The organism is Billgrantia endophytica, from assembly GCF_002879615.1.
Classification (GTDB): Bacteria; Pseudomonadota; Gammaproteobacteria; order Pseudomonadales; family Halomonadaceae; genus Halomonas; species Halomonas endophytica.
In genome coordinates, this window is sequence record NZ_PNRF01000037.1 from 122164 (window position 1) to 144731 (window position 22568).

Genomic DNA, 22568 nt, shown 5'->3' on the forward strand with positions numbered 1-22568 from the left:
GGCCATGATGGATGCCAGCAGCGACACACATGCCGTCGAGACCATCGATTTTCTTGACGATCCCCTGTGGTACAAGGACGCCGTGATCTATCAGGTGCACGTCAAGTCGTTCTTCGATGCCAATGACGACGGCATCGGCGATTTCAAAGGGTTGATCGAGAAACTCGACTATATCGTCAGCCTCGGCGTGAACACCATCTGGGTTCTGCCGTTTTACCCCTCGCCACGACGCGACGACGGCTATGACATCGCCGAATATACCGGCGTCAGCCCCGACTACGGCACCCTGGAGGATGCCCGCCGCTTCATCGACGAAGCGCATCGGCGTGGGTTGCGAGTGCTGACCGAACTGGTCATCAACCATACCTCCGATCAACACGAATGGTTCCAGCGCGCCCGGCGGGAACCGCCGGGCTCACCGGAGCGCGACTTCTACGTATGGTCGGACACCGACCAGAAATATCCCGGCACGCGCATCATCTTTCTCGACACCGAAGCCTCCAACTGGACCTGGGACCCGGTAGCGGGCGCCTACTATTGGCATCGCTTCTATTCGCACCAGCCCGATCTCAACTTCGACAATCCGCAGGTGCTCGATGAGGTGCTCCAGGTCATGGAGTACTGGCTCGACATGGGAGTCGACGGCCTGCGCCTGGATGCGATTCCGTATCTGGTCGAACGCGAAGGCACCAACAATGAAAACCTGCCCGAGACCCATGAGGTGCTCAAGAAGATTCGAGCGGTGATCGACGAGCGCTATCCCGACCGCATGCTGCTCGCCGAGGCCAACCAATGGCCGGAGGACACCCAGCCCTATTTCGGCGACGGCGATGAGTGTCACATGGCGTTCCACTTCCCGCTGATGCCACGCATGTACATGGCCCTGGCCCAGGAGGATCGCTTCCCGATTACCGACATACTCCGCCAGACGCCGGAGATTCCCGCCACCTGCCAGTGGGCCATCTTCCTGCGCAACCACGACGAGTTGACGCTGGAGATGGTCACCGGCAAGGAGCGCGACTATCTCTGGAACCACTACGCCGCCGACCGCCGGGCACGGATAAACCTGGGAATACGCCGGCGCCTGGCGCCACTGCTGGAGCGCGACCGTCGGCGTATCGAACTGCTCAACAGCCTGCTGTTATCGATGCCTGGCACGCCGGTGCTCTACTACGGTGACGAGATCGGCATGGGCGACAACATTTATCTGGGCGACCGCGACGGAGTGCGCACGCCGATGCAGTGGTCGGTGGATCGCAACGGCGGCTTCTCCCGAGCCGATCCGGCAAGTCTCGTGCTGCCGTCAATCATGGATCCGCTCTACGGCTATCAAGCCGTCAACGTCGAGTCCCAATTGCGCGATCCGCACTCGTTGCTGAACAACATGCGACGCCTGCTCGCGGTGCGCGACCAGCACCGGACCTTCAGCCGCGGCACCATGCGTCCACTCTACCCGGCCAACCGGCACATACTCGCCTACCTTCGCGAGATGGTGCTGGACAACGGTGACGCGGAAACGCTGCTGTGCGTGGCCAACATGGCGCGCACCGCCCAGGCGGTGGAGATCGACCTTTCCGCCTTCGCCGGCCAGGTGCCGGTGGAGATGGTCGGCGGCAGCGCTTTCCCCCCGATCGGGCGGATACCGTACCTGCTCACCCTGCCGCCCTATGGCTTCTTCTGGTTTCTGCTGGCACCGGAGACCGCCATGCCGGAGTGGCACGTGCCAGCCCCCGAACCCATGCCTGAGTTCGTCACCCTCATCATAAAGAAGCAGCTCGAGGATATCTTCCAAGCCCCGGCGCGGCAGCTGCTCGAGCGTGAAACGCTGCCCAGCTACCTGCCCAAGCGACGCTGGTTCGCTACCAAGCAGGCGCGTATCGACCAGGTACGCATGCTCTACGTGACTCGCCTCGAGCACAGCCAGCACTCCATGCTGATCACGGAGCTGGAGGTTCAACACGCTCACGGCATCGAACGCTACCAGCTGCCCCTGGCGTTTCTCGGCGAGGAGGAGCAAGAGCAGACCAGCGCCCTGACTCAGCAGCTCGCCATGGCCCGTGTCCGCCGCTTCCACGAGGTGGGATTGCTGACCGATGCGCTGACACTGGACGCTTTCGCCCTGGCGGTTCTCGACGCCATGCGCCGAAGCGCCAAACTGCCTTGCGACACTGGCGAGATCCGTTTTCTGCCCACCGCCATCTTCGCCGAGCTGGAACTGCCCGAATCCCCGGATGTCGTGCACCAGACCGCGGAGCAGTCCAACAGCTCGGTGGTCATCGGCCGCCAGCTGGTAATCAAGCTGTTCCGGCGTCTGGAATCGGGCCTGCACCCCGAGGCGGAGATCGGCCGCTATCTCACCGAGCGGGGCTTTTCCCATATCGCTGCGCTGCATGGCGAAGTGACCCGCTTCGATGAGCAGGGCACGCCACAGACGCTGATGATTCTGCAGAGTTTCATCGACAACCAGGGCGATGCCTGGGCGTGGACCCGTGCCACGCTGGGACGCTCGGTTCGCGAGGCAATGGCAGATCGGGAGTTGGGGTACGACAGGAAACTCGATGAGACGGTTTACGGCGCCAGCGAGGAGCTGGAGGCTTTCGCCACCACGTTGGGCAAGCGCCTGGGCGAGATGCACGTCGTGCTGGGCTCGCCCAGTGACGACCCGGCCTTCCGCCCTGAGATTGCCCATGGCGCCCATGTCGGGCAGTGGGCGCGCCGGGTGCGTGAACGCGTCGAGGAGGCCCTGGTGCTGCTGGAGCGCCACCAGGCGTCCTGCACCGATGCCGAGCGGCAGCTGGCGGAACGGATCCTGGCCGGCCGCGACACTCTCTCGGCCGCCATCGACCCCATTGCGAACCTGGCCGAGGGCAGTCTCCTCATCCGTATTCACGGCGACCTGCACCTCGGCCAGGTGCTGGTGGCGCACGACGATGCCTACATCATCGATTTCGAGGGCGAGCCGGCCCGGCCGCTGGAGGAGCGCCGGGCCAAGGACAGCCCGCTGAGAGACGTCGCGGGAATGCTGCGCTCCTTCGACTACGCCTTTGCCCAGATGGAAGAGGCATACGCGGGCGGCGAAGGCGATGAGGCGCAGGCCGGCCATGACGCGGCGGAACACTGCCTGCTACGCGCTCGCCAGGCGTTCCTCAACGCCTATTGGCAGGCCACGCTGGCACTGCCGCACGAGTGGAAGCACCCGGCCGGCGCGGCCGCGGCGGTCGACCTGTTCGTCCTCGAGAAAACCGCCTATGAAATCACCTACGAGATGTTCAATCGCCCCGCCTGGCTGGGCGTGCCGCTGCGTGGCCTGGCAGCGATCGTCGAACAATTGAGCGAAGGAGAGCCACATGCCTGATTTCACCACCAGGCCCATGCAGGACAAGACCCTGTGGCTACCGGAGGATGAAGCGGAGGCCCTGACGCGCGGCACGCACGGCAACCCGTTCTCGGTACTCGGTATCCATGAGAGCGACGACGGCCATTACCTGCGGACCTTCCTGCCCGGCGCGCTGGGGGTGGATGTCCTCGACCGCCAGGACGGTTCCCTGTGCTGCTGCCTGACGGGCATGCAGGTGCCCGGGCTCTTCGCCGCCCGGCTGCCGCACACCGCCCCCTATACCCTGCGCATCCGCTGGACCAGCGGGGAACAGCTTACCGAAGACCCTTACAGCTTCGGCCTGCTGCTCGGCGAAACGGACCTCTACCTCATTGGCGAGGGCACTCACCGCCGTCTGGGGCAATGCCTGGGCGCACAACCGATGGAGATCGAGGGTATCACGGGCGTACGTTTCGCCGTGTGGGCTCCCAACGCTCGTCGAGTCTCGGTTGTCGGCTCCTTCAACGACTGGGACGGGCGACGCCACGTGATGCGCCTGCGCCATCCCGCGGGGGTATGGGAGCTGTTCGTTCCGCGTATCGGTCCGCGGGAGTCCTACAAGTACGAAATCCTCGAGGCTAACGGCGCACTCGGCCTGCGGGCCGACCCGGTGGCGCTAGCCACCGAGACACCACCGGGCACCGCCTCGGTGATCGCCGACACCACGCCCTTCACCTGGCACGACGAGGCATGGCTCGCTCGGCGCCACTCGGTGCATGCGCCGAACCGGCCGCTCAGCATCTACGAGGTGCATGCCGCCTCATGGCGCAAGCACGGCGGCGACAACGGCGAGCTCTACAGCTGGCGCGAACTCGCCGAACACCTGGTCCCTTACGTGCTGGAGATGGGCTTCACCCACGTCGAGCTGCTGCCCATCATGGAACACCCCTTCGGCGGTTCCTGGGGTTACCAGCCGCTGAGCCAGTTCGCCCCCAGCGGACGCTTCGGCATGCCCGCCGACTTCGCCTTCTTCGTCGATGCCTGCCACCGGGCGGGTCTCGGCGTGATTCTCGATTGGGTACCGGCTCACTTCCCCACCGACCCGCATGGCCTGGCACGCTTCGACGGCACTGCGCTTTACGAATACGAACACCCCTTCGAGGGCTTCCACCAGGACTGGGACACCTACATCTACAACCTGGGGAGACGCGAGGTCCATGGTTTCCTGCTGGCTTCGGCACTTCACTGGCTGCGGCATTTCCATGTCGATGCGCTGCGCGTCGACGCCGTTGCGTCGATGCTCTATCGCAACTACTCGCGCAATGAGGGCGAGTGGATTCCGAACAAGCATGGCGGCCATGAAAACCTCGAGACGATCGACTTTCTGCGTCACCTCAACGAGGTGGTAGCCAACGAAGTGCCCGGTGCCATGATGATCGCCGAGGAATCCACGGCCTGGCCCGGCGTCACCCGATCCACCGCCGAAGGTGCGCTAGGCTTCACCTACAAATGGAACATGGGCTGGATGCACGACACTCTGAACTATATCGGAGAGGACCCCATTCATCGCCGCCATCACCACCACAATATGACCTTTCCCATGGTCTATGCCTTCTCCGAGCGCTACGTGCTGCCGATCTCTCACGACGAAGTGGTCCACGGCAAGGGCTCGCTGATAGGAAAGATGCCCGGTGATGAGTGGCAGCAGTTCGCCAACCTGCGTGCCTACCTCGCCATCATGTGGACACAGCCCGGCAAGAAGCTGCTGTTCATGGGCTGCGAGTTCGGCCAGTGGCGCGAGTGGAGCCACGATCGCGAACTCGACTGGTCGCTGCTCGGCGAACCTCGCCATGCCGGCATTCGCCAGTTGCTTACCGACCTCAACCGGCTCTATGCGGAACATCCCGCGCTGCATGAATGCGACAGCGAGCCCCGGGGTTTCACCTGGGTGGTGAGCGACGATGACGATAATAGCGTCTTTGCCTGGCTACGCCTGAGCGCGACGGGCGAACCGATGCTGGTGGTCGCCAACATGACGCCGGTGCCCCGGGAGGGTTACCGCCTGGGCGTACCCCGCCCGGGATGCTGGGAAACCATCTTCAACAGCGACGCCGGGTGCTATGGCGGCTCCAACCTGGGCGTCCCGGGCCAGTTGATGACGGATGACGCGCCTCTTCACGGCCAGATCGCCAGCCTATCGATGACGCTACCACCGCTGGCGGTGGTGATACTGCGACCTGCCGAGCCGGCCTGAGCCGGCCTGAGCCGGCCTGGTTGATCACGCGCCATCGTCGACGGTTCCCAGCCCGACCCGTTCGACGTCCCGGTTTCCATGAGGAACAGAAGCGCAAGCGGCTGGGCGAGGCGCATGGGACCGAAAGTCGGACGACCCAAGGCAACATGGAACCGGAAGTCCTTCAGTCGGCGTGCAGACGGGTCAAGGCGAAGCCTGCAATGGCGGTATCCTGGACACCGGTCCCCGTCAAGTCGCAGACGGTAATGGCCGCCTCCGTCACCCGCAGTTTCTGATTTTCCGCAACCACTCTTCCCAGTTCATGAACCTTGAACGGAGTCGCCCGACCGGCAAATGCCTTCAACTCACCGTTGTTCTCGCTCTGCGCATGCGTGTCGCAGACGAAGGCGTCGGCACGGGTCAACACCGACGCGTCGAGCTCACGCTTCTCCGGGCTGTCGGAGCCCATGGCGGTGACATGCACGCCCTCGGGCAGGTCACGGGCATGCAGCAGCGGTACTCGCGACGGGGTGGTGGTGACGACGATATCGGCCTGTCGGCAGGCATCGTGCACGCGGTCATGGACATGGACGGCGACCCCTTGCTCCCGCATGCGCTCGGCGCAGGCCTCGGCGGCCTCGCGACGGCGTGCCCAGATGTCGACGGTATCGATGTCGCGCACCAGACGAAGCGCTTCGACCTGCCGCTTCGCCTGCTCACCCGCTCCCAGCACCGCCACTCGACGGCTGTTCTTGCGGGACAGGTGCTTGGCGGCAATGGCCCCGGCCAGTGCCGTGCGCGCCATGGTCAGGTAGCCTTCGTCGAAGAGCACGGCTTCCACCAGCCCGGTCTCGGCGGAGAAGACCATCATCAGACCATTGAGACTCGGCAAGCCACGTTCGGGATTATCGAAGGCGCCGGTGCTGACCTTGATGGCATAGCGCTCCCATCCTGCTATGTGGGCGGTCTTGACGTCGACCTCGCTATTGAACTCCTCCATGGACATCGACAGGATCGGCGGCTGTACCGCCTCGCCCTGCCCTAGCGCGGCAAAGCCGGCCTCCACCCGGGCCAGGGCCTCCAGGTCGATCTTGACCACCGCTTCGATGTCGGCGCGCTGGTAGAGCCGCATGAACACCTCCTGGCTGTAGCCCGGTTGATGCTGTATTCACCCTATCGATTGGCCATTCTCCGTGCCCGGTCGAAGGTTTCAAGGGACACGCCGTTGCCGGAGACGATCAGCGCCACGCGCTGCCCCCGCACCTCGATCTGGTGCTCGGCGATGGCGGCCAGGCCAACGGCGGCGGCACCTTCCACCAACATCTTCTCATGCTCGAGGAGATCGACCATGGCATGGGCGATTGCCGGCTCCGACACCTGATAATGGTCATCCATCACCTCATCCACCAGCGCCAGGGTGCAGCGATTGTCGAGCCCGATACCGCCACCCAGGGAGTCGCCCAGGCTCTCGATCTCCTCCACCTCGACGGGGCGACCCGCCCTGAGGCTCTCCCACATCGCCGCCCCCCGGGAAAGGCTGACACCGGTGATCCGGGTACCGGGGCGAATGGCCTTGATCGCCGCGCCGATGCCGCCCAGCAGCCCACCGCCGGAGAGCCCGACGATCACCTGGTCGAGTTCCGGTGCGTCTTCCATGAGTTCGATACCGATGGTGCCCTGCCCCGCGGCGATCAGCGGGTCGTCGAAAGGCGGGATCAGCGTCATGCCCTGATCGCGCACGAGGCGCTCGGCTTCACCGAAGGCCTCGTCCTGGCTCCGTCCGATGCGCCTGGCTTCGACACCCAACGCCTCGATGGCGGCCACCTTGTTGTCCGGCACCAGGCGCGAGAGACAGATCACCGCCGGCACGCCGAGGCGGGAAGCGGCAAGGGCCACCGCCCGACCATGATTGCCGGTGGAGGCAGTGGTGACGCCTGCATTGAGCGCATCGCGACCATGACGCTCGATCAGTGCCGCGATCATGTTGGTGGCACCCCGCAGCTTGAAGGCCCCGCTGGGCTGGCAGGTTTCCAGCTTCAGATGGATATCGGCATCGAAGCGTGCGGAGAGCGCCGCCGAGCGGACCAGCGGCGAGCGCACCACCCGGCCGGCGATGCGCTGGCGTGCCTCATAAACCAGGGCCGGCGTAACCCCATGACGTGGCAGCATGGTCATCTCTCGCGATCGTATCGGGTACGAACCCAAGCCGGACCACAAGGGTCCGGCTTGGGTACTGAACTCGAGTATAGCGACCCCTGCCGCGGCTCCCCACGGCAGAGTCACCGTCAGTTGACTGACATGGTGACCTCGAGAGCGCCTTCGCGGACCAGTTCGTCGGTCACCTTGTCCACCGCACGCCTGGCACGGGCAACGATCTCGTCGACTTCGGCGCGGGTGGTGGTCAGCGGTGGCGCAAAGCCCAGGATATCGCCCTGGGGCATGGCGCGCGCGATCAGGTTCTCGTCGAGTGCCGCGGCGGCAATACGCGGACCGACCTTGAGCGCCGGGTCGAAGTCCTCGCGACGGGTCGGGTCGGCGGAAAATTCCAGCGCCGCCAGCATGCCCACGCCACGCACGTTGCCCACCGCCGGGTGATCGCCGAAGGCGGCCTGCATCTGCCGCTGCAGGTAGGCGCCGGTCTCGGCGGCGTTCTGCGTCAAGCCTTCCCGCTCGATGATCGCCAGGTTGGCCAGGCCCGCGGCGCAGCCCAGGGCGTGACCGGAATAGGTCCAGCCGTGACCGATGGGACCGTACTCCCCGGTGCCCTGCTCGAGCACCGCCCACACCCGGTCGCCGACGATCACGCCGGAAAGCGGCTGGTAGGCGCTGGTCAGGCCCTTGGCCACGGTGATCAGGTCGGGCTTGATGCCGTAGTGGTGGCTGCCGAAGTCGGTGCCGATCCGCCCGAAGCCGCAGACCACCTCGTCGGCGATCAGCAGTATGTCGTACTTGGCCAGCACCGCCTGGATCTCGCTCCAGTAGCCTTCCGGCGGCGGCACGATACCGCCGGTGCCGAGCACCGGCTCGCCGATGAAGGCGGCCACGGTTTCCGGCCCCTCGGCCAGGATCATCTCCTCGAGCCTGGCCGCGCAGTGCGTCGAGAACTCGCGTTCGGTCATGCCTTCCAGCTCCGCGGCGCGCTGGTAGTAGAACGGCGCCTCGGTATGACGAATGGTATCGATGGGCAGGTCGAAGTGGTCGTGGAACGCCTTGAGGCCGGTCAACGAGCCGGAGGCGATACCGGAGCCGTGATAGCCGCGCATGCGCGAGATGACCTTCTTCTTCCGCGGACGACCCAGCACGTTGTTGTAGTAGCGCACGATCTTGAGCTGGGTCTCGTTGGCGTCAGAGCCTGACATGCCGTAGTAGACCTTGGACATGCCGGGACCGGCGAGCTCGAGGATCTTCTCGGACAGCGCGATCTGCGGCTCGTTGGAGTGCCCCACATAGGTGTGATAGTAGGAAAGTTCGAGCGCCTGCTGGTAGATGGCCTCGGCCACCTCGGTGCGGCCATAGCCGATGTTGACGCAGTACAGCCCGGCGAACCCGTCGATGAACTCGCGGCCGTCCTTGTCGACGATATGGATGCCCTTGCCACCGGTAATCACGCGACCCGGTGCATCGCCATGGGCGAAGTCGCGCAGGTGGGTGGAGGCGTGGAAGGTGACCTTGCGGTCACGCTCGATCAGATCGCGGTGCTGCTGGTTCATGGTGCCCTCTATATTCGATTTGATAGCAGTTCTTTTCCCGCGGCTTCCCGGCGACAGGGGCCGCTCTTTCTCAAATTCTTAGGCCTGGCGAGCCCTGCATCCCTAACTGCCCGACACCGATGGCATGGCACCCAGGCAGTAGTACTTCGTCTCCAGGAACTCGTCGATGCCGGTGATACCTCCTTCGCGCCCCAGCCCCGACTGCTTGACGCCGCCGAAGGGAACGGGCGGGCCGGTCATCTTCACCGAGTTGACGCTGACCATGCCGAACTCCAGCGCCCGCAGCAGCTTCCAGATACGGCGGATGTCATGGGTATAGACGTAGGCGGCGAGGCCATATTCGGTGTCGTTGGCCATCTCGATCACCTGGTCGTCGTCACTGTACGCGGTCACACCGGCCACCGGTGCAAAATTCTCTTCCCGCCATACCGTCATCTTCGGCGTCACCCCGGTCAGCAGGGTGGGCATGAAGAAGTTGGGGCCTGGCGCCTGGCTCTGGTCGCCGGACACCAGGGTGGCGCCCCGGGAGATCGCATCGTCGACGATCGCGGCGGCCTTCTCCACGGCCTGACGATGAATCAATGGCCCCAGGTCGATCTCGCTCTCCAGGCCATTGCCCACGGTCAGCGCCGCCATGCGCTCGGCGAAATGTTCGACGAACTCGTCATGGATCGACTCGTGCACCAGGATGCGGTTGGCTGCCAGGCAGTCCTGTCCGGCGGTCTGGAACTTGGCCGCCGCCGCGGCGAAGGCGGCCTCCCCGGGGTCCATGTCCGGTCCGACGATGAAGGGTGCGTTGCCGCCGAGCTCCATGGAGAGACGCTTGACGGTACCGGCGCTCTGCTCGATCAGCAGCTTTCCCACCCGGGTGGAGCCGGTGAATGACAGCGCCTTGACCCGCTCCTCGCCGCACAGGATCTTCGACACCTCGGCGGGCTCGCCCAGCACGACGTTGAACACCCCATCCGGAATGCCGGCACGCTCGGCCAGTTCAGCCAGGGCCAGCGCCGAGAAGGGCGTTTCCCCGGCTGGCTTGACGATCACCGGGCAGCCCGCGGCCATGGCGGCGGCGGCCTTGCGGGTGATCATCGCCAGCGGGAAGTTCCAGGGCGTGATCAACGCCGCGATACCCACCGGCTCCTTGAGGGTGCCCAGTGCCGCATTGGGGATGTGGCTGGGAATGGTCTCGCCGAAGGTGCGCTTGCCCTCCTCGGCGAACCAGCGCACGAAGCTGGCGCCATACTCGACTTCACCGCGGGCATCCGGCAGCGGCTTGCCCTGCTCCAGGGTCATCAGCTTGGCCAGGTCCTCACGGTTGGCCTGCAACAGGTCGTACCAGGCCAGCAGGCGCTCGCAGCGCTCGTCGGCACGCAGCGCGCGCCAATGGACGAAGGCCGCCTCGGCAGCGTCCACGGCCTCGCGGATCTGATGGGCTTCCAACCAGGGAATATGGCCCAGCGCCTCGCCCGTGGCGGGATCGAACACCGCCTCCTCCCGGCCGCCGTCACCATGGGTCCATTTGCCGTTCACATAGGCGTACTGGCGGAACAGGCGAGGATCGTCGAGTTGTACGGACGGAATAGTGGACAGTTTCATGGGTACCTCCCCTGACACCGGCCCAACCTGATCGTGCTTAGCCGGCAATGACAAAAATGGCCAAGCAGCCCGATGGCTGCTCGATGTGTATAGGGTAAGGGCCAAGAGGCGTCAGGACTTTTCGATCACTGTCATGTCCGATTCGTTTTTTTTTGTCCTTTGCCGTTAAGTTGCGGTTTTTTCTGCGCCTCCACATTCCCGGGCTCAGGCCAGGCCTTCTGGCAACAGGTGCGGGCTCTTCTGCTTGACCGTCTTGGTCACGATGTAGGTGAAGTAGCGCTCGATACCGACGTCGGAAATCAACCACTCGTCGATCAGGCGCTGGTAGGCATCGACCGAACCGCTCTCCACCTTGATCAGGTAGTCGACGCCGCCACCCACCGCCACGCATTCCGTGACCTCGGGGGTTTCGTGCACCAGCGCCTCGAAGCGGGCGAAGCTGGCCGCATTGTGCTGCTTGAGCTCGATTTGAACCCACACCGGCGTGCGGCGCACCAGGGCATCGGGATTGATGCGGGCACTATAGCCTTCGATGATGCCGGCCTTTTCCAGGCGTCGTACCCGCTCCCAGCAGGGGCTGACCGAAAGGCTGATGGCCTCGGCCAGCCTGGACTTGGTAATGCGCCCATCACGAGACAGTATTTCGAGGATTTTCAGGTCGTAGCGGTCGAGCTTCATGTTCTTTTTCAGATTCCTTGCGTCTATCAAGAGTCCTGGGCTCCTTAACCCAGGCTGTCTACCACTTCGGCAATGACCGCAAGGGTGTCCCCCATACCGACCTGTGCCGGAAAACGCCGGGCCGCCAGGATGCCGCTGCGGCCCGCACGGTACTCCACGGGCGGAGTGCCGCTGCGGGTCATGTCATAGACCCGGGCGATCACCTGCCCCTTCTCCACCTCATCGCCCAGCGCCAGGGTCAGTTCGAGCAGACCCGAGTGCTCACTCTGCACGTAGCAGCTGGCATCGGGCATATCCAGGTACACCTGGGGCTCGGCCGGCATTTCCACCTCGCCCTGAACCAGCCCGAAATGGATCAGGAAATTGCGTACGCCACGCTCGGTGATGGCCAGGCTTTCCGGTGTCGACGTGCCTCCGCCGCCCAGTTCGGTGGCCACGAACACCTTGCCCTGGCTCTCCACGGCGGTATCGAACAGCGCCGCGGCATCGAGCTCGAACATCATCATGGCGTAGGGGGCGCCGAAAGCCTTGGCGCCTTCCAGCGCCTGTCGCTGCTGCTCGGGGTTTTCCAGCACATGCGAGGCGCCGAAGGGAATGATGTCCAGGGTACGCCCACCGGAGTGCAGATCAAGCACGACATCGCACATCGGCGTCATGACCCGGGTGAAATAGTCGGCGATCCTTTCCGTCACCGTGCCATCCGGGTCGCCCGGAAAGCTGCGATTGAGATTGCCTCCGTCCATTGGCGAGGTACGCCTGCCGGCCATGGCGGCCGGTGCATTCATCATCGGCACGATGATCACGCGGCCACTCACCTCCCCGGCCTCGAGCTCGCTGGCAAGCTTGAGCAGAGTCGTGATGCCCTCGTACTCATCTCCATGATTGCCGCCAGTCAGCAGGGCCGTGGGCCCCGCGCCATTCTTGACCACGGTGACGGGAATCATCACCGCCCCCCAGGCCGATTCATCGTGGGAAATCGGCAATTTGAGGAAGCCATGCTGGACGCCATCGGCCTCGAAGTCGACAGTGGCGGAAATCGGGCTGGGTCGCTTGCTCATGTTGCCTACTCCTTGTTTTCGAACAGCCTTGTCGAACCGCGTCATTTCACGAACAGCTGGCGGGGAAAGTTGGCCAGTGTCTCGCAACCGGTTTCGGTGATCAGGATACATTCCGTGATTTCCAGCCCCCACTCCTCGTCCCACAGGCCGGGCATGAAATGGAAGGTCATGCCGGGCTTAAGAATGGTTTCATCCGACGGGCGCAGGCTCATGGTGCGCTCCCCCCAGTCCGGCGGATAGCTGATACCGATGGGATAACCGCAGCGGGCACCGCCACGGTCGAAGCCATACTTGTCCATGGCGGCGCCCAGCGCCATGGCGATATCCGCCGTGCGGTTGCCGGGCTTGGCCACGGCCAGGCCATTCTCGATGCCTTCGAGCAGCGCCGACTCGGCCCGTACGAATTCGGCGGGGGGCCTGCCGAGGAAAACCGTCCGCGACATGGGTGCATGGTAGCGCTTGTAGCAGCCGGCGATCTCGAAGAAGGTGCCTTCACCCTCGCGAAACGGCGTGTCGTCCCAGGTCAGATGGGGGGCCGCCGCATCCTTGCCGGTGGGCAGCATGGGCACGATGGCGGGATAGTCGCCGCCATGGACCTTGCCGTTCGCGTCGGTCCACCCCTCGATGCCCACCCGGTAGATCTCCGAGACGAGCTTGCTCTTGGGCAGCCCGGGTTCGACCATCTCGAGGATGCGTGAGTGCATCCCTTCGACGATCTTGCCGGCGACCCGCATGTAGGCGATTTCCTGCGGTGACTTGATCGACCGGCACCAGTTGACCAGCGAGTTGGCATCCATGAAGCGGGCATGGGGAAGCTCGCGCAACAGAGACTGGTAAGCCTTGGCGGAGAAATAGTAATTATCCATTTCCATGCCCACCACCCCTTCGTGCCAGCCCCGATCCGGCAGGATGGTCTGGGCGAGATAGTCCATGGGGTGCATGTCCGGATTCTGCACGTAGTAATCCGGGTAGTAGGTGATATTGTCCGGGTCCATCCAGCACGTGCGAAGCGCACCGTTCGCATCCATGCGCCGGCCATACCAGACCGGCTCCCCTTCCAGGCCAAGCAGCACGCACTGGTGCACATAGAAGGACCAGCCGTCATAGCCGGTCAGCCAGGCCATGTTGGAAGGATCACTGATGATCAGCACGTCGATGCCTCGACCGGCCATCTCGGCCCGCACCTTCCATAGGCGGCTTGCATATTCCTCACGAGTGAAAGGCAGGTTTACCTGGATCATGGGGCACTCGCCATCGCATCACCAATAACCGGCCGTCTCCAGAAGGAGAGGGCCGGGCCACGGGGGAGCGGTCATTGTCAGCGATTCATGAACCGCCGTGATAATTGTCATGATTCATCCTGCCAAAAGCCATGACAATTGCCAGTCAATGCCGCTAGGCGGATACTAGCACCACCCCTTGGTTGACGGTCAAAGGCTTTATTGCATCATGACAATTGATCTGACTCCGTACCTGACCGACACGGGCCCGAAGTACCTGGCCATCGCCCGCGCACTTTCCGAGGCGATTCGACAGGGTGAACTCACCCCCGGTACGCGGCTGCCTCCTCATCGCCAGTTGGCCGAGAGCCTGGCGGTCAGCGTGCAGACCGTGTCGCGTGCCTATGCGCAGGCGGAAAAGATGGGCCTGCTACAGGCACGCGTTGGCAGCGGCACCTGGGTCAACGCCCTGGATGACGCCCGGGAAACCGCCTATCTGCGTGGCCACGAGCCGCGCCACGAGAGCCCCCTGATCGATCTTTCCATCGCTCACCCGGTCTGCCCGCCCAGCCATCACCTGCGCTTTCGGCAGGTGCTGGTCGAACTGGCCGACCACGCCAATCCGGACGTCATCACCGCCTGCCGTCCGATTGCCGGGCTGCCGCATCAACGGGAGCGAGCCAGCGTCTGGCTCCAGACCCGGCTGGACGTACCCGGCGACATGGAAGACAGGGTCCTCTGCAATGGTGCCGCGCATGGGCTGATGCTGGCGGTCTCCAGCGTCGTGCAACACGGCGACCTGGTGCTGACCGAGGCTCTCACCGACCACGGTCTGATCGCCCTGTCACGCACCCTGGGCTTCCAGCTGCGCGGGGTGGCCATCGATGCCGAAGGCGTCATTCCAGAAGCGCTGGAGTCGGCCTGCCACCGCTTCAAACCACGCGCCGTCTACCTGACCCCGACCCAGCTCAACCCCACCGGCGCCACCATGAGCGAGGCGCGGCGTGACGCCGTGGCAGACGTGCTGATCCGCCACCGCGTCTGGTTGATCGAGGACGACGTTCACGCCTTGCTCGAAGCGCCCGGTCTGTCGCCGATCACGGCTCGCATTCCCCAGTTGGGCTTTCATGTCACCAGCCTGACCAAGGTCACCGTGCCGGGTGTGCGTGCCGGCTATCTCACCGTGCCTCGCGGCCAGCTGCATCACGCCCTGCCACGCATGCGGGCCACCACCTGGATGGCCACGCCACTGATCTTCGAGATCGCCGATCGCTGGATCGCCGATGGTACCGTGGAGGTGATGGCCGCCGAGCAGCGCGACCTGCTCGCGGAACGCCAGGCGCTGGCGGCCAGGCTGCTGGGACATCATGCGATGTTCTCCCGGCCGACCAGCCTGCACGTGTGGATAACGTTGCCCGATGCCTGGCGGGCCGAAGAGCTGCAGCAGCAGGCCGAGCAGGAGGGCCTGGCCATTACCACGGCAGTCCCGTTCATGGTGGAACAGACCCCGCCGCCGCGTCGCATCCGGGTGAGCCTGGGAGCCGAACAGGATATCGCTCGCCTGGAAGATGGCCTGAAACGGCTGGCCGTATTGCTCGACGAAGCACCGCCGCCCATGATGCAGATCGTGTACTGATCCCACCGCACTGATCTTACCGACCCAAGGAGATGCCTTCGCCATGCGTGTATTGCTCCATATCGACAACGCCGGAACCTGGCGCGACGCTCTGGCCGAACACCTGCCGGAGGCCGAGATCATCGTCAGCGATGACCTGGCCTCCCGACGCACGGGCGTGGATTACCTGGCGGCATGGAAGCCTCCCGCCGAGCTGCTGCGCGAGCAGACGCGCCTCAAGGGCATCATCAACCTGGGCGCCGGGGTCGACGCCCTGCTCAACAATCCCGGCCGGCCGAAGGGCGTTCCCATCGTCAAGCTGCGCGATGCCGGCATGGCCAGCCTGATCGGCGACTACGTGCGCTACGGCGTCCTGCACTTCCAGCGTGACTTCGACCGCTACCGCCGACAGCAGGCGCGCACGGAATGGCGGGAACACGCCGTGGACGACAAGCAGGATTGGCCTGTCGGCGTACTCGGCCTCGGCGCCATCGGAGCCAAGGTGGCCGACATGGTCGCCACCGACGGCTTTCCCGTCCATGGATGGAGCCGCTCGCCCAAGCAGCTTGCGGGTATCGCCTGCCATCACGGCGACGCCGGCCTGGCCGAGCTGCTCGGCCAGGTGCGCACGCTGGTACTGCTGCTACCCGATACCCGTTCGACCCGGCACATCATCAATGCCGAGACACTGGCCGCCCTGCCGGAAGGCGCCAGCCTGGTCAATCCCGGGCGCGGCACCCTGATCGATGAAGCCGCACTGCTGGATGCGCTGGGCGAAGGAGAAGAGGAGGGTCGGCTGCGCGGCGCCATCCTGGATGCCTTCCCGGAAGAGCCGTTGCCCCGGGAGAGTCCGCTCTGGTCGCATCCACGAATCTGGGTGACACCGCACATGGCCGGACCGACTCCGTTGCGTGACGCCGTCGGCCAGGTCGCCGAGACGATCCGCGCCTTCGAGGCCGGCGACGAGGTGGAAACCGTCGACCTCGAGGCGGGCTATTGAGTCAGTGCGTACCGCCGCGCTGCGGCGGCATGCAGGCGCTCAGACGAGTTAGGCCGGCCGCGGATCATACTCGAGCGCCGGCTGTCGAACCGCAGTCGTCTCCGCCGACCGGTGCTGTTGCGCTTCGATACGAAACCACATGACTTCCTGAACCAGCATCGCCACCTGGCTGCGCAGGGCTTCCGCTTCGCCGGCCGCCTGCTCGACCAGGGCTGCGTTCTGCTGTGTCACCCGGTCCATCTGGCCGACTGCGGTATTGACCTGCCCGATGCCGATGCGCTGTTCTCCCGATGCCGAGGCAATCTCCTCCATCAGGTCGGTCACTCGCGTCACGGCACCGACGACCTCCTGGATGGTGCTGCCCGTCTTCTCGACGAGTTCCGCGCCCTGACCGACCCGCTGATGCGAAGATTCGATCAGGACTCGAATCTCGCGTGAGGCGTCGGCGCTACGACTGGCCAGAGTACGCACTTCGCCAGCCACTACCGCGAAGCCACGGCCTTGTTCGCCTGCCCGGGCTGCTTCCACCGAGGCATTGAGAGCCAGAATGCTGGTCTGGAAGGCGATCGAGTCGATCACCTCGATGATGTCCTTCACCCGCCCCGCGCTCTGCGCAATGTCCTGCATCGTGGCGACGACGTTTTCCATCATCTCGCCGCCCTGATGCGCCGTCTGCCGGGCCTCGAGGGCCAACTGGCTGGCCACCTGAGCATTCTCGGCATTCTGACCCACCGTCTGCGTCAACTCTTCCATGCTCGAGGCGGTCTCCTCGATCGACGCGGCTTGCTGCTCGGTGCGAGCGGAGAGGTTCTGGTTGCCGATCACGATCTGGTCAACCCCTTCATCGATTCTCTCGGTACCTCGATGAATGTTCTCGAGCGATGCCACCAAGCGCAGGCGCATGCTCTCGATGCCTGCCAGCAAGCTGGTGTCGTCGCCGGCCCTGAGCGTCAGGGGTTGGGTCAGGTCGCCACCCGCGATCCGTCGCACCAATTCCCGGGCATGACGGGGGTCGCCGCCGAGACTCCTGAGCACGTCACGGATGATCCAGCCCATGGCCAGTGTAAGGAGTATGCCGATGCCAAGCAGCAGCAGTCCCAGTTCGATCAAGCTCTCCCAGAAGGCGGCATTGATGTCGTCCATGTAGACGCCCGCGACCAGGTCCCAATTCCAGCCGGGCACGCGCTGCACGTAGCTCATCTTCGGCACCTCCACCGAGCCGGCCTGGCTACGCTGGGACAGGTAGGCGACGAAACCGCCCGCCTGGGGGTCGCGGTCCGCCGCCGCCTTCAATTCCCGGTAGAGATAGAGCCCATTGTTGTCCTGGAAGTCGCGCATGGAGTCGCCCAGGGCTCGCCTGGGATGCGCCACGATCCGGATGTCGCTGTCGAAGGCGAAGATATAGCCATCCTCACCGAAACTGAGATTGGCCAGGCTCTCGATAGCCCTCGTCCGTGCCTCTTCGAGAGTCAGTTCACCACGCTCGGCGCGGGCGGAGAGGCTCGCCACCATGTCGCGTGCGCTGCCCACGAAGTATTCGAGGCTGGCGATCCGTTCCTGCAGCAGCCCCGCCCGCTTGTCGTAGGCCGTCCAACCCACCAGGACCAGCATACCTATCCACATCAGCCCCAGTGTCGCCCATAGCTTGGTACTCGTTGCCCAATTACGCATCTTTCTTACCCTTGAAGTTCGTCAGAGGAAAATCGAGGTCATGCGAGAGAACCGAAAGCGCACCGGCGACCTCGGCTCGTTCATCGACGGACCTGGCGGCCCGTTCTCGTTGTGGAAGTCACGCCGGCTGCGGCAGCCAGGCGATCACCAATAGCGGTAACGTCAGCGCCAGTAGGAACTGGCGCGACATGGGAATGCGATGTAGGGGATTTTTCATATACCTTCCTGCCGAACGTGAACGATATCGGAATGTGTCGGAACGTGGCTGACGTGGCGTGCCGTTGTTCTTGTGATAGTCGCCGGCGGCAGGTGCATGTCGGGCGGTCTACTTCGTGGCGAACGTCGCCGTATGCATGACACCGCCATGCATACTTCGGCCTCAACCGAAGAAACTTGAGCTTTTCAGTCAGGTTCTGACAGCCGATTTGACCGGTGCCATGCTTCATCTCGACATTTTCCGCCTGCCTCGTGCCATCGCCCCTTTCGGCCTACACGCCCGGCACCAGAAGGGATACGCTGGGAGATACCACTCACCGACCTCCCCGGAGGCGCGCAATGACGATGCAAGTGGACTATGGCCCCCATGACGTACTGCTGGTCGTGGACATGCAGAACGATTTCTGCGAGGGCGGCGCTCTGGCGGTTACCGGCGGCAGCGCCCTGGTGCCGGGCATCAATGCCGAGATCCAGGCGGCCCGGGCGGGTGGTGCCCTGGTGGTCGCCTCCCGGGACTGGCATCCCGTCGACCATGTGAGCTTCACGCATCGCGGTGGCCCCTGGCCGGTACACTGCGTACAGGACACCCCCGGCGCCGCCTTTCACCCCGACCTTGCCCTGCCCGAAGAAGCGATACGGGTCAGCAAGGCCACCGCCTTCGATGCCGATGCCTACTCCGCCTTCGACGGTACCGGCCTGGACGGTTATCTGCGGGGTCGCGGCATCAAGCGGGTCGTCCTCTGTGGCCTGGCCATGGACGTCTGCGTGCAGGCCACGGCTCAGGACGCCCGGCGGAAGGGGTTCGAGGTCCTGCTTCTCGCGCGGCTTACCGAACCTGTCGCAGGCGAAGCCCGGGACATCTGCAGCCGTGAACTCGAAGAGGCCGGTATCGAGGTCCAGACATGAACGGGCAGACTCCCGTTCAGGTCGAAGACGGCGAACTGGCCCTGCTCACCGACCTCTACCAGTTGACCATGCTGCAGGCCTACTGGAAGGAGGAGATGCACGAGCGAGCCACCTTCAGCCTGTACTTCCGCAAGCTGCCGCCTACCCGACGCTTCATGCTCGCCTGCGGCCAGCAACACGCCGCCGCCCTGGCCAGCCGGGTCCGCTTCTCGGCCTATTCATTGAAGCAGTTGTCCGAAACCGGTCGGTTTGACGAGGCCTTTCTCCACTGGCTGGCCGGCTTTCGCTTCAGTGGAGACATCTGGGCCCTGCCGGAAGGTACACCGGTGTTCCAGAACGAACCCTTCCTGGAGGTGGACGCCCCGATCGCCGAGGCACAGCTGCTCGAGAGCCTGATCATGAATCTGGTACAGCTCGAGACCGTGCTGGCTTCCAAGGCGGTACGCATCGTAATGGCCGCCCGGGGTCGCCCCGTCGTCGACTTCGGGCTGCGCCGCATGCATGGCGTCGATGCCGCCGTACGCGGCGTGCGCGCCTACCGCACCGCGGGGCTGGCGGGCACCAGCAACGTACTGGGAGGGCTGCGCCACGGCCTGCCCCTGAGCGGTACCATGGCGCACAGCTATGTGCTGGCCCACGACGACGAGCGCGATTCCTTCCGTTCCTTCGCTCGCCACTATCCGGGCACCACCCTGCTGGTGGACACCCACGATACCCTCGAGGGCGTGCGCAAGATCATCGAACTGATGGAGGAAGAGCCCGGGCTTGGCATCAGTGCCATCAGGCTGGACTCCGGCGACCTGGGCATCCTCGCTCACCGCGCCCGCGCCCTGCTCGATGAAGCCGGCCTCGACACCATCGGGATCATAGCCAGCAGCGGCCTCGACGAACACCAGATAGAGGCGCTGATCGCTGACGATACCCCCATCGATGCCTTCGGCGTCGGTACCCAGATGGGCGTCTCGGCCGATGCCCCGGTCATCGACCTCTCCTACAAGCTGGTGGAATATGCCGGGATACCGCGGGTCAAGCACTCAACGGGCAAGATCAACCTGCCCGGGCGCAAGCAGCTCTTCCGCCGGCGGGATGCCGACGGCACCTATCTGGGCGATATCATTGCCCGTCGCGAAGAGAGCATCGACGGCGCCGTGCCGCTGCTGGTGCCGCTGGTATGCGAGGGAAGGGTCGATCAGGAGCACATGGCCGGCGCCGAGCGGGCCCGCGAGCGGGTCGCGCAGGCCCTGACCCAGCTGCCGGCCGACCTGCGCCGCCTCGACCCGGGTGAAACCGACTACCCGGTGGAACTGAGCCCGGCGCTGCAACGCCTGCAGTCGGAACTGTCGCTCGCGCCTCTGAAACGCAAACGGCCCCGCGAACGATAGGCGCACGAGAAGACGGCGCTGGTCGAGAGTGGGGAACCCAATCCGTTTCCTCGCGTTCACACCCTAGTCTCTTCACGACTCCAGGCGGATCTCCCATGACCCGATCGATGCGTCTCCGTTGCATGCTGTCCTTGGCATTCTCCCTGCTTCTGGTTCCGGGGGTCGCCCCGGCTGGTGTGGCGGAGTCGGCCAATGACGACATGTCGGCGCAAGCCGCCTCCCCGCAACCCTTCAGCGCCAGGTATCGCCTGGAGGTGAGCGGCTGGCCCAATGCCACCATCGATCATCAGCTGATCCGCGAAAGCGGACACTGGCAAAGCCGGATGAAGGCGGCCATCGCCGTGGCACGAGGCAACGAGCGCAGCCGCTTCGTCATTACCCCGGAGGGTGCCCGTTCGGTGAACTACGCCAGTGGCTATTCGCTGCTCGGCATCGGCGGTGACTACCGGCTTGGAAGCGACGACCTTGCCGATCGCCCCGATCGCCAAACGGCGCTGTTCGAACTCTCTCGACGCGCCGTGAATGGCGATTGCAGGCAGGGGGCCGAATGCCGCCTGGTCTATCAGGATCATCGCGGCCGGGAGGAGATTCTCGATTATCGGGTACTGGACCGTGAACACCTGCAACTGCCGGCCGGTGAGTTCGATGCGGTCAAGGTCGAGGTCATCGATCGTGAAACCCCCGATCGTCAGATGATCTTCCACTTCCACCCCGAACTCCCCGGGCTGCTCCTGGCCGTGGACTATCGTCGCGACGGCAAGCGCAGCAGCCGGCTTTCACTCACTTCGCTGGACGTGAAGAGCCGGTAAGCGCGACCGGGTCCTCGCCCTTGACTCTCCCTGATGCCACCCACTTGCGCCCGGTACGCAGCGGGCCTGCATAAAGGCTGTTAAAGTGGGGCGCTTTTTCGCCGCCCTGGCGGCCATGACGAGGGAAGAGGTCTCGATGCTGACCGGGCTGTTGATCGTTCTATTGCCGCTGCTGTTGGGCTATCTGGTGCCGGTACGCCATGCCGGGCTGATGAATCTGATCAACCGCGGCGTCAACGCCTCGGTCTATGTCATCCTGCTGCTGATGGGAGTGAGCCTGGCCGGCCTCGACAACCTGGCACGGGAGCTGTCGCGCATGGGGGAGCAGGCGCTGCTGCTGTTCAGCGTCATTACCGCCGTGAACCTGACGGCATTGTGGTGGCTGTCCCGCCGACTCGGGCTTCGCTTCGCCCCCTCCCCGGTCGTCGCGAATGCGCCGACCACCAAGCTTGCCGCCATGGTCGGCTCCCTGTCGCTGGTGGCGGTCGTGGTCTTCGGAGTGCTGATTGGGCTTGCCCTGAGCTGGCTTGGCGGCCAGGGTGTCTTCACCGGCGCCGAACGGCTGGCCGAATGGGCACTCTATGCCCTGCTGGCCCTGATCGGCTGTCAGCTGCGCAACTCGGGCATGCCACTCAAGCAGATTCTCCTCAATCGGCACGGCCTGGCCATTGCCACGACCCTGGCAGCCAGTTCCCTGATCGGTGGTCTGATCGCGGCACCGCTACTCGGCCTGCACTGGAACGAAGGGTTGGCGCTGGCTTCGGGATTCGGCTGGTACTCGCTGTCCGGCATTCTGGTCGGCGATCAGCTTGGGCCCCTGCTGGGCGGCGTGGCCTTCTTCAATGACCTGGCCCGAGAGCTGCTGGCCTTCATCCTGATTCCGCTGCTGATCCAGCGTCACGCCCCCTTGACCATCGGCTATGGCGGGGCGACTTCCATGGATTTCACCCTGCCGGTGATCCAACAGCACGGCGGCGTGGCCTGCGTACCCATCGCCGTGGTCAGCGGCTTCATCCTGTCGCTGCTATCGCCGCCATTGATCCTCTTCTTCCTGTCGTTCTGAGCCGTGGGGATAACTTGCACACTGCTTGCATGATTCATGACTATTGGCTGCATGGCGTACCGCGACACTGTCGGGGCCCCTTCTCCCCATGAGCC

General features: G+C 64.5%; 16 protein-coding genes. 8 read left to right on the top strand and 8 right to left on the bottom strand.

Annotated elements, in window-relative coordinates:
• Positions 1-4: 4 nt before the first annotated feature.
• Together treS and glgB are read left to right on the top strand one after the other, a co-directional pair.
• Positions 5-3355 carry a maltose alpha-D-glucosyltransferase gene (treS, locus tag C1H69_RS17960; RefSeq protein ID WP_102654750.1) on the top strand — a complete coding sequence of 1117 codons (3351 nt, stop codon included), beginning with the start codon at positions 5-7 and terminating at the stop codon, positions 3353-3355.
• On the top strand, positions 3348-5570 hold the full coding sequence (gene glgB, locus C1H69_RS17965) for a 1,4-alpha-glucan branching protein GlgB (RefSeq protein WP_102654751.1): 2223 nt from the start codon (positions 3348-3350) through the stop codon (positions 5568-5570). The genes treS and glgB overlap by 8 nt, the downstream gene beginning before the upstream one ends.
• Positions 5571-5733: 163 nt before the next feature.
• On the opposite strand, the gene C1H69_RS17970 is transcribed toward glgB, so the two are convergent.
• The 7 genes from C1H69_RS17970 to doeA form a co-directional block, all read right to left on the bottom strand.
• Complete coding sequence (locus C1H69_RS17970; protein ID WP_102654752.1) at positions 5734-6681, bottom strand: cyclodeaminase; 948 nt, start codon at positions 6679-6681, stop codon at positions 5734-5736.
• Between the two features lie 41 nt (positions 6682-6722).
• Positions 6723-7718 (bottom strand): hydroxyectoine utilization dehydratase EutB, encoded by a 996-nt coding sequence (gene eutB / locus C1H69_RS17975; RefSeq protein WP_102654916.1) that lies wholly within the window; start codon positions 7716-7718, stop codon positions 6723-6725.
• Positions 7719-7834: 116 nt separating this feature from the next.
• Positions 7835-9259: an aspartate aminotransferase family protein gene (locus C1H69_RS17980; protein WP_102654753.1), complete on the bottom strand. Its 1425-nt coding sequence runs from the start codon at positions 9257-9259 to the stop codon at positions 7835-7837.
• Positions 9260-9361: 102 nt separating this feature from the next.
• A complete protein-coding gene (locus C1H69_RS17985; RefSeq protein WP_102654754.1) occupies positions 9362-10855 on the bottom strand; it encodes an NAD-dependent succinate-semialdehyde dehydrogenase in 1494 nt (497 codons plus the stop codon).
• A gap of 204 nt (positions 10856-11059) precedes the next feature.
• On the bottom strand, positions 11060-11533 hold the full coding sequence (locus C1H69_RS17990) for an Lrp/AsnC family transcriptional regulator (protein WP_102654755.1): 474 nt from the start codon (positions 11531-11533) through the stop codon (positions 11060-11062).
• Positions 11534-11577: 44 nt separating this feature from the next.
• Positions 11578-12591: a N(2)-acetyl-L-2,4-diaminobutanoate deacetylase DoeB gene (gene doeB / locus C1H69_RS17995; protein WP_102654756.1), complete on the bottom strand. Its 1014-nt coding sequence runs from the start codon at positions 12589-12591 to the stop codon at positions 11578-11580.
• A 41-nt stretch (positions 12592-12632) separates the two neighbouring features.
• Entirely contained in the window at positions 12633-13832 is a 1200-nt protein-coding gene (gene doeA / locus C1H69_RS18000; protein ID WP_102654757.1) for an ectoine hydrolase DoeA, read from the bottom strand.
• Positions 13833-14040: 208 nt separating this feature from the next.
• Here doeA and ehuR point away from each other — a divergent pair, with 208 nt between their 5' ends.
• Both ehuR and C1H69_RS18010 read left to right on the top strand, forming a co-directional pair.
• The gene (ehuR, locus tag C1H69_RS18005) at positions 14041-15447 is read left to right on the top strand and encodes a MocR-like ectoine utilization transcription factor EhuR (RefSeq protein WP_102654758.1); all 1407 of its coding nucleotides are present in this window, start codon (positions 14041-14043) and stop codon (positions 15445-15447) included.
• Between the two features lie 43 nt (positions 15448-15490).
• Positions 15491-16426, top strand: a complete 936-nt coding sequence (locus C1H69_RS18010; protein ID WP_102654759.1) for a 2-hydroxyacid dehydrogenase — start codon at positions 15491-15493, stop codon at positions 16424-16426.
• A 48-nt stretch (positions 16427-16474) separates the two neighbouring features.
• On the opposite strand, the gene C1H69_RS18015 is transcribed toward C1H69_RS18010, so the two are convergent.
• On the bottom strand, positions 16475-18097 hold the full coding sequence (locus C1H69_RS18015; protein WP_102654760.1) for a methyl-accepting chemotaxis protein: 1623 nt from the start codon (positions 18095-18097) through the stop codon (positions 16475-16477).
• Between the two features lie 555 nt (positions 18098-18652).
• Here C1H69_RS18015 and C1H69_RS18020 point away from each other — a divergent pair.
• The 4 genes from C1H69_RS18020 to C1H69_RS18035 all read left to right on the top strand — a co-directional run bounded on the left by C1H69_RS18020 (position 18653) and on the right by C1H69_RS18035 (position 22473).
• Complete coding sequence (locus C1H69_RS18020; RefSeq protein ID WP_205738537.1) at positions 18653-19219, top strand: nicotinamidase; 567 nt, start codon at positions 18653-18655, stop codon at positions 19217-19219.
• The gene (locus tag C1H69_RS18025; protein WP_102654761.1) at positions 19216-20601 is read left to right on the top strand and encodes a nicotinate phosphoribosyltransferase; all 1386 of its coding nucleotides are present in this window, start codon (positions 19216-19218) and stop codon (positions 20599-20601) included. The genes C1H69_RS18020 and C1H69_RS18025 overlap by 4 nt, the downstream gene beginning before the upstream one ends.
• 95 nt (positions 20602-20696) lie before the next feature.
• Positions 20697-21410 (top strand): hypothetical protein, encoded by a 714-nt coding sequence (locus tag C1H69_RS18030; protein ID WP_102654762.1) that lies wholly within the window; start codon positions 20697-20699, stop codon positions 21408-21410.
• Between the two features lie 136 nt (positions 21411-21546).
• Complete coding sequence (locus C1H69_RS18035; RefSeq protein WP_102654918.1) at positions 21547-22473, top strand: LysO family transporter; 927 nt, start codon at positions 21547-21549, stop codon at positions 22471-22473.
• Positions 22474-22568: the final 95 nt, after the last annotated feature.

Bases quoted from the DNA above. Each gene is read 5' to 3' on its own strand.
- treS (WP_102654750.1), top strand. From the start codon at position 5: ATGATGGATGCCAGCAGCGACACACATGCCGTCGAGACCATCGATTTT.
- glgB (WP_102654751.1), top strand. From the start codon at position 3,348: ATGCCTGATTTCACCACCAGGCCCATGCAGGACAAGACCCTGTGGCTA.
- C1H69_RS17970 (WP_102654752.1), bottom strand. From the start codon at position 6,681: ATGCGGCTCTACCAGCGCGCCGACATCGAAGCGGTGGTCAAGATCGAC.
- eutB (WP_102654916.1), bottom strand. From the start codon at position 7,718: ATGCTGCCACGTCATGGGGTTACGCCGGCCCTGGTTTATGAGGCACGC.
- C1H69_RS17980 (WP_102654753.1), bottom strand. From the start codon at position 9,259: ATGAACCAGCAGCACCGCGATCTGATCGAGCGTGACCGCAAGGTCACC.
- C1H69_RS17985 (WP_102654754.1), bottom strand. From the start codon at position 10,855: ATGAAACTGTCCACTATTCCGTCCGTACAACTCGACGATCCTCGCCTG.
- C1H69_RS17990 (WP_102654755.1), bottom strand. From the start codon at position 11,533: ATGAAGCTCGACCGCTACGACCTGAAAATCCTCGAAATACTGTCTCGT.
- doeB (WP_102654756.1), bottom strand. From the start codon at position 12,591: ATGAGCAAGCGACCCAGCCCGATTTCCGCCACTGTCGACTTCGAGGCC.
- doeA (WP_102654757.1), bottom strand. From the start codon at position 13,832: ATGATCCAGGTAAACCTGCCTTTCACTCGTGAGGAATATGCAAGCCGC.
- ehuR (WP_102654758.1), top strand. From the start codon at position 14,041: ATGACAATTGATCTGACTCCGTACCTGACCGACACGGGCCCGAAGTAC.
- C1H69_RS18010 (WP_102654759.1), top strand. From the start codon at position 15,491: ATGCGTGTATTGCTCCATATCGACAACGCCGGAACCTGGCGCGACGCT.
- C1H69_RS18015 (WP_102654760.1), bottom strand. From the start codon at position 18,097: ATGCGTAATTGGGCAACGAGTACCAAGCTATGGGCGACACTGGGGCTG.
- C1H69_RS18020 (WP_205738537.1), top strand. From the start codon at position 18,653: ATGACGATGCAAGTGGACTATGGCCCCCATGACGTACTGCTGGTCGTG.
- C1H69_RS18025 (WP_102654761.1), top strand. From the start codon at position 19,216: ATGAACGGGCAGACTCCCGTTCAGGTCGAAGACGGCGAACTGGCCCTG.
- C1H69_RS18030 (WP_102654762.1), top strand. From the start codon at position 20,697: ATGACCCGATCGATGCGTCTCCGTTGCATGCTGTCCTTGGCATTCTCC.
- C1H69_RS18035 (WP_102654918.1), top strand. From the start codon at position 21,547: ATGCTGACCGGGCTGTTGATCGTTCTATTGCCGCTGCTGTTGGGCTAT.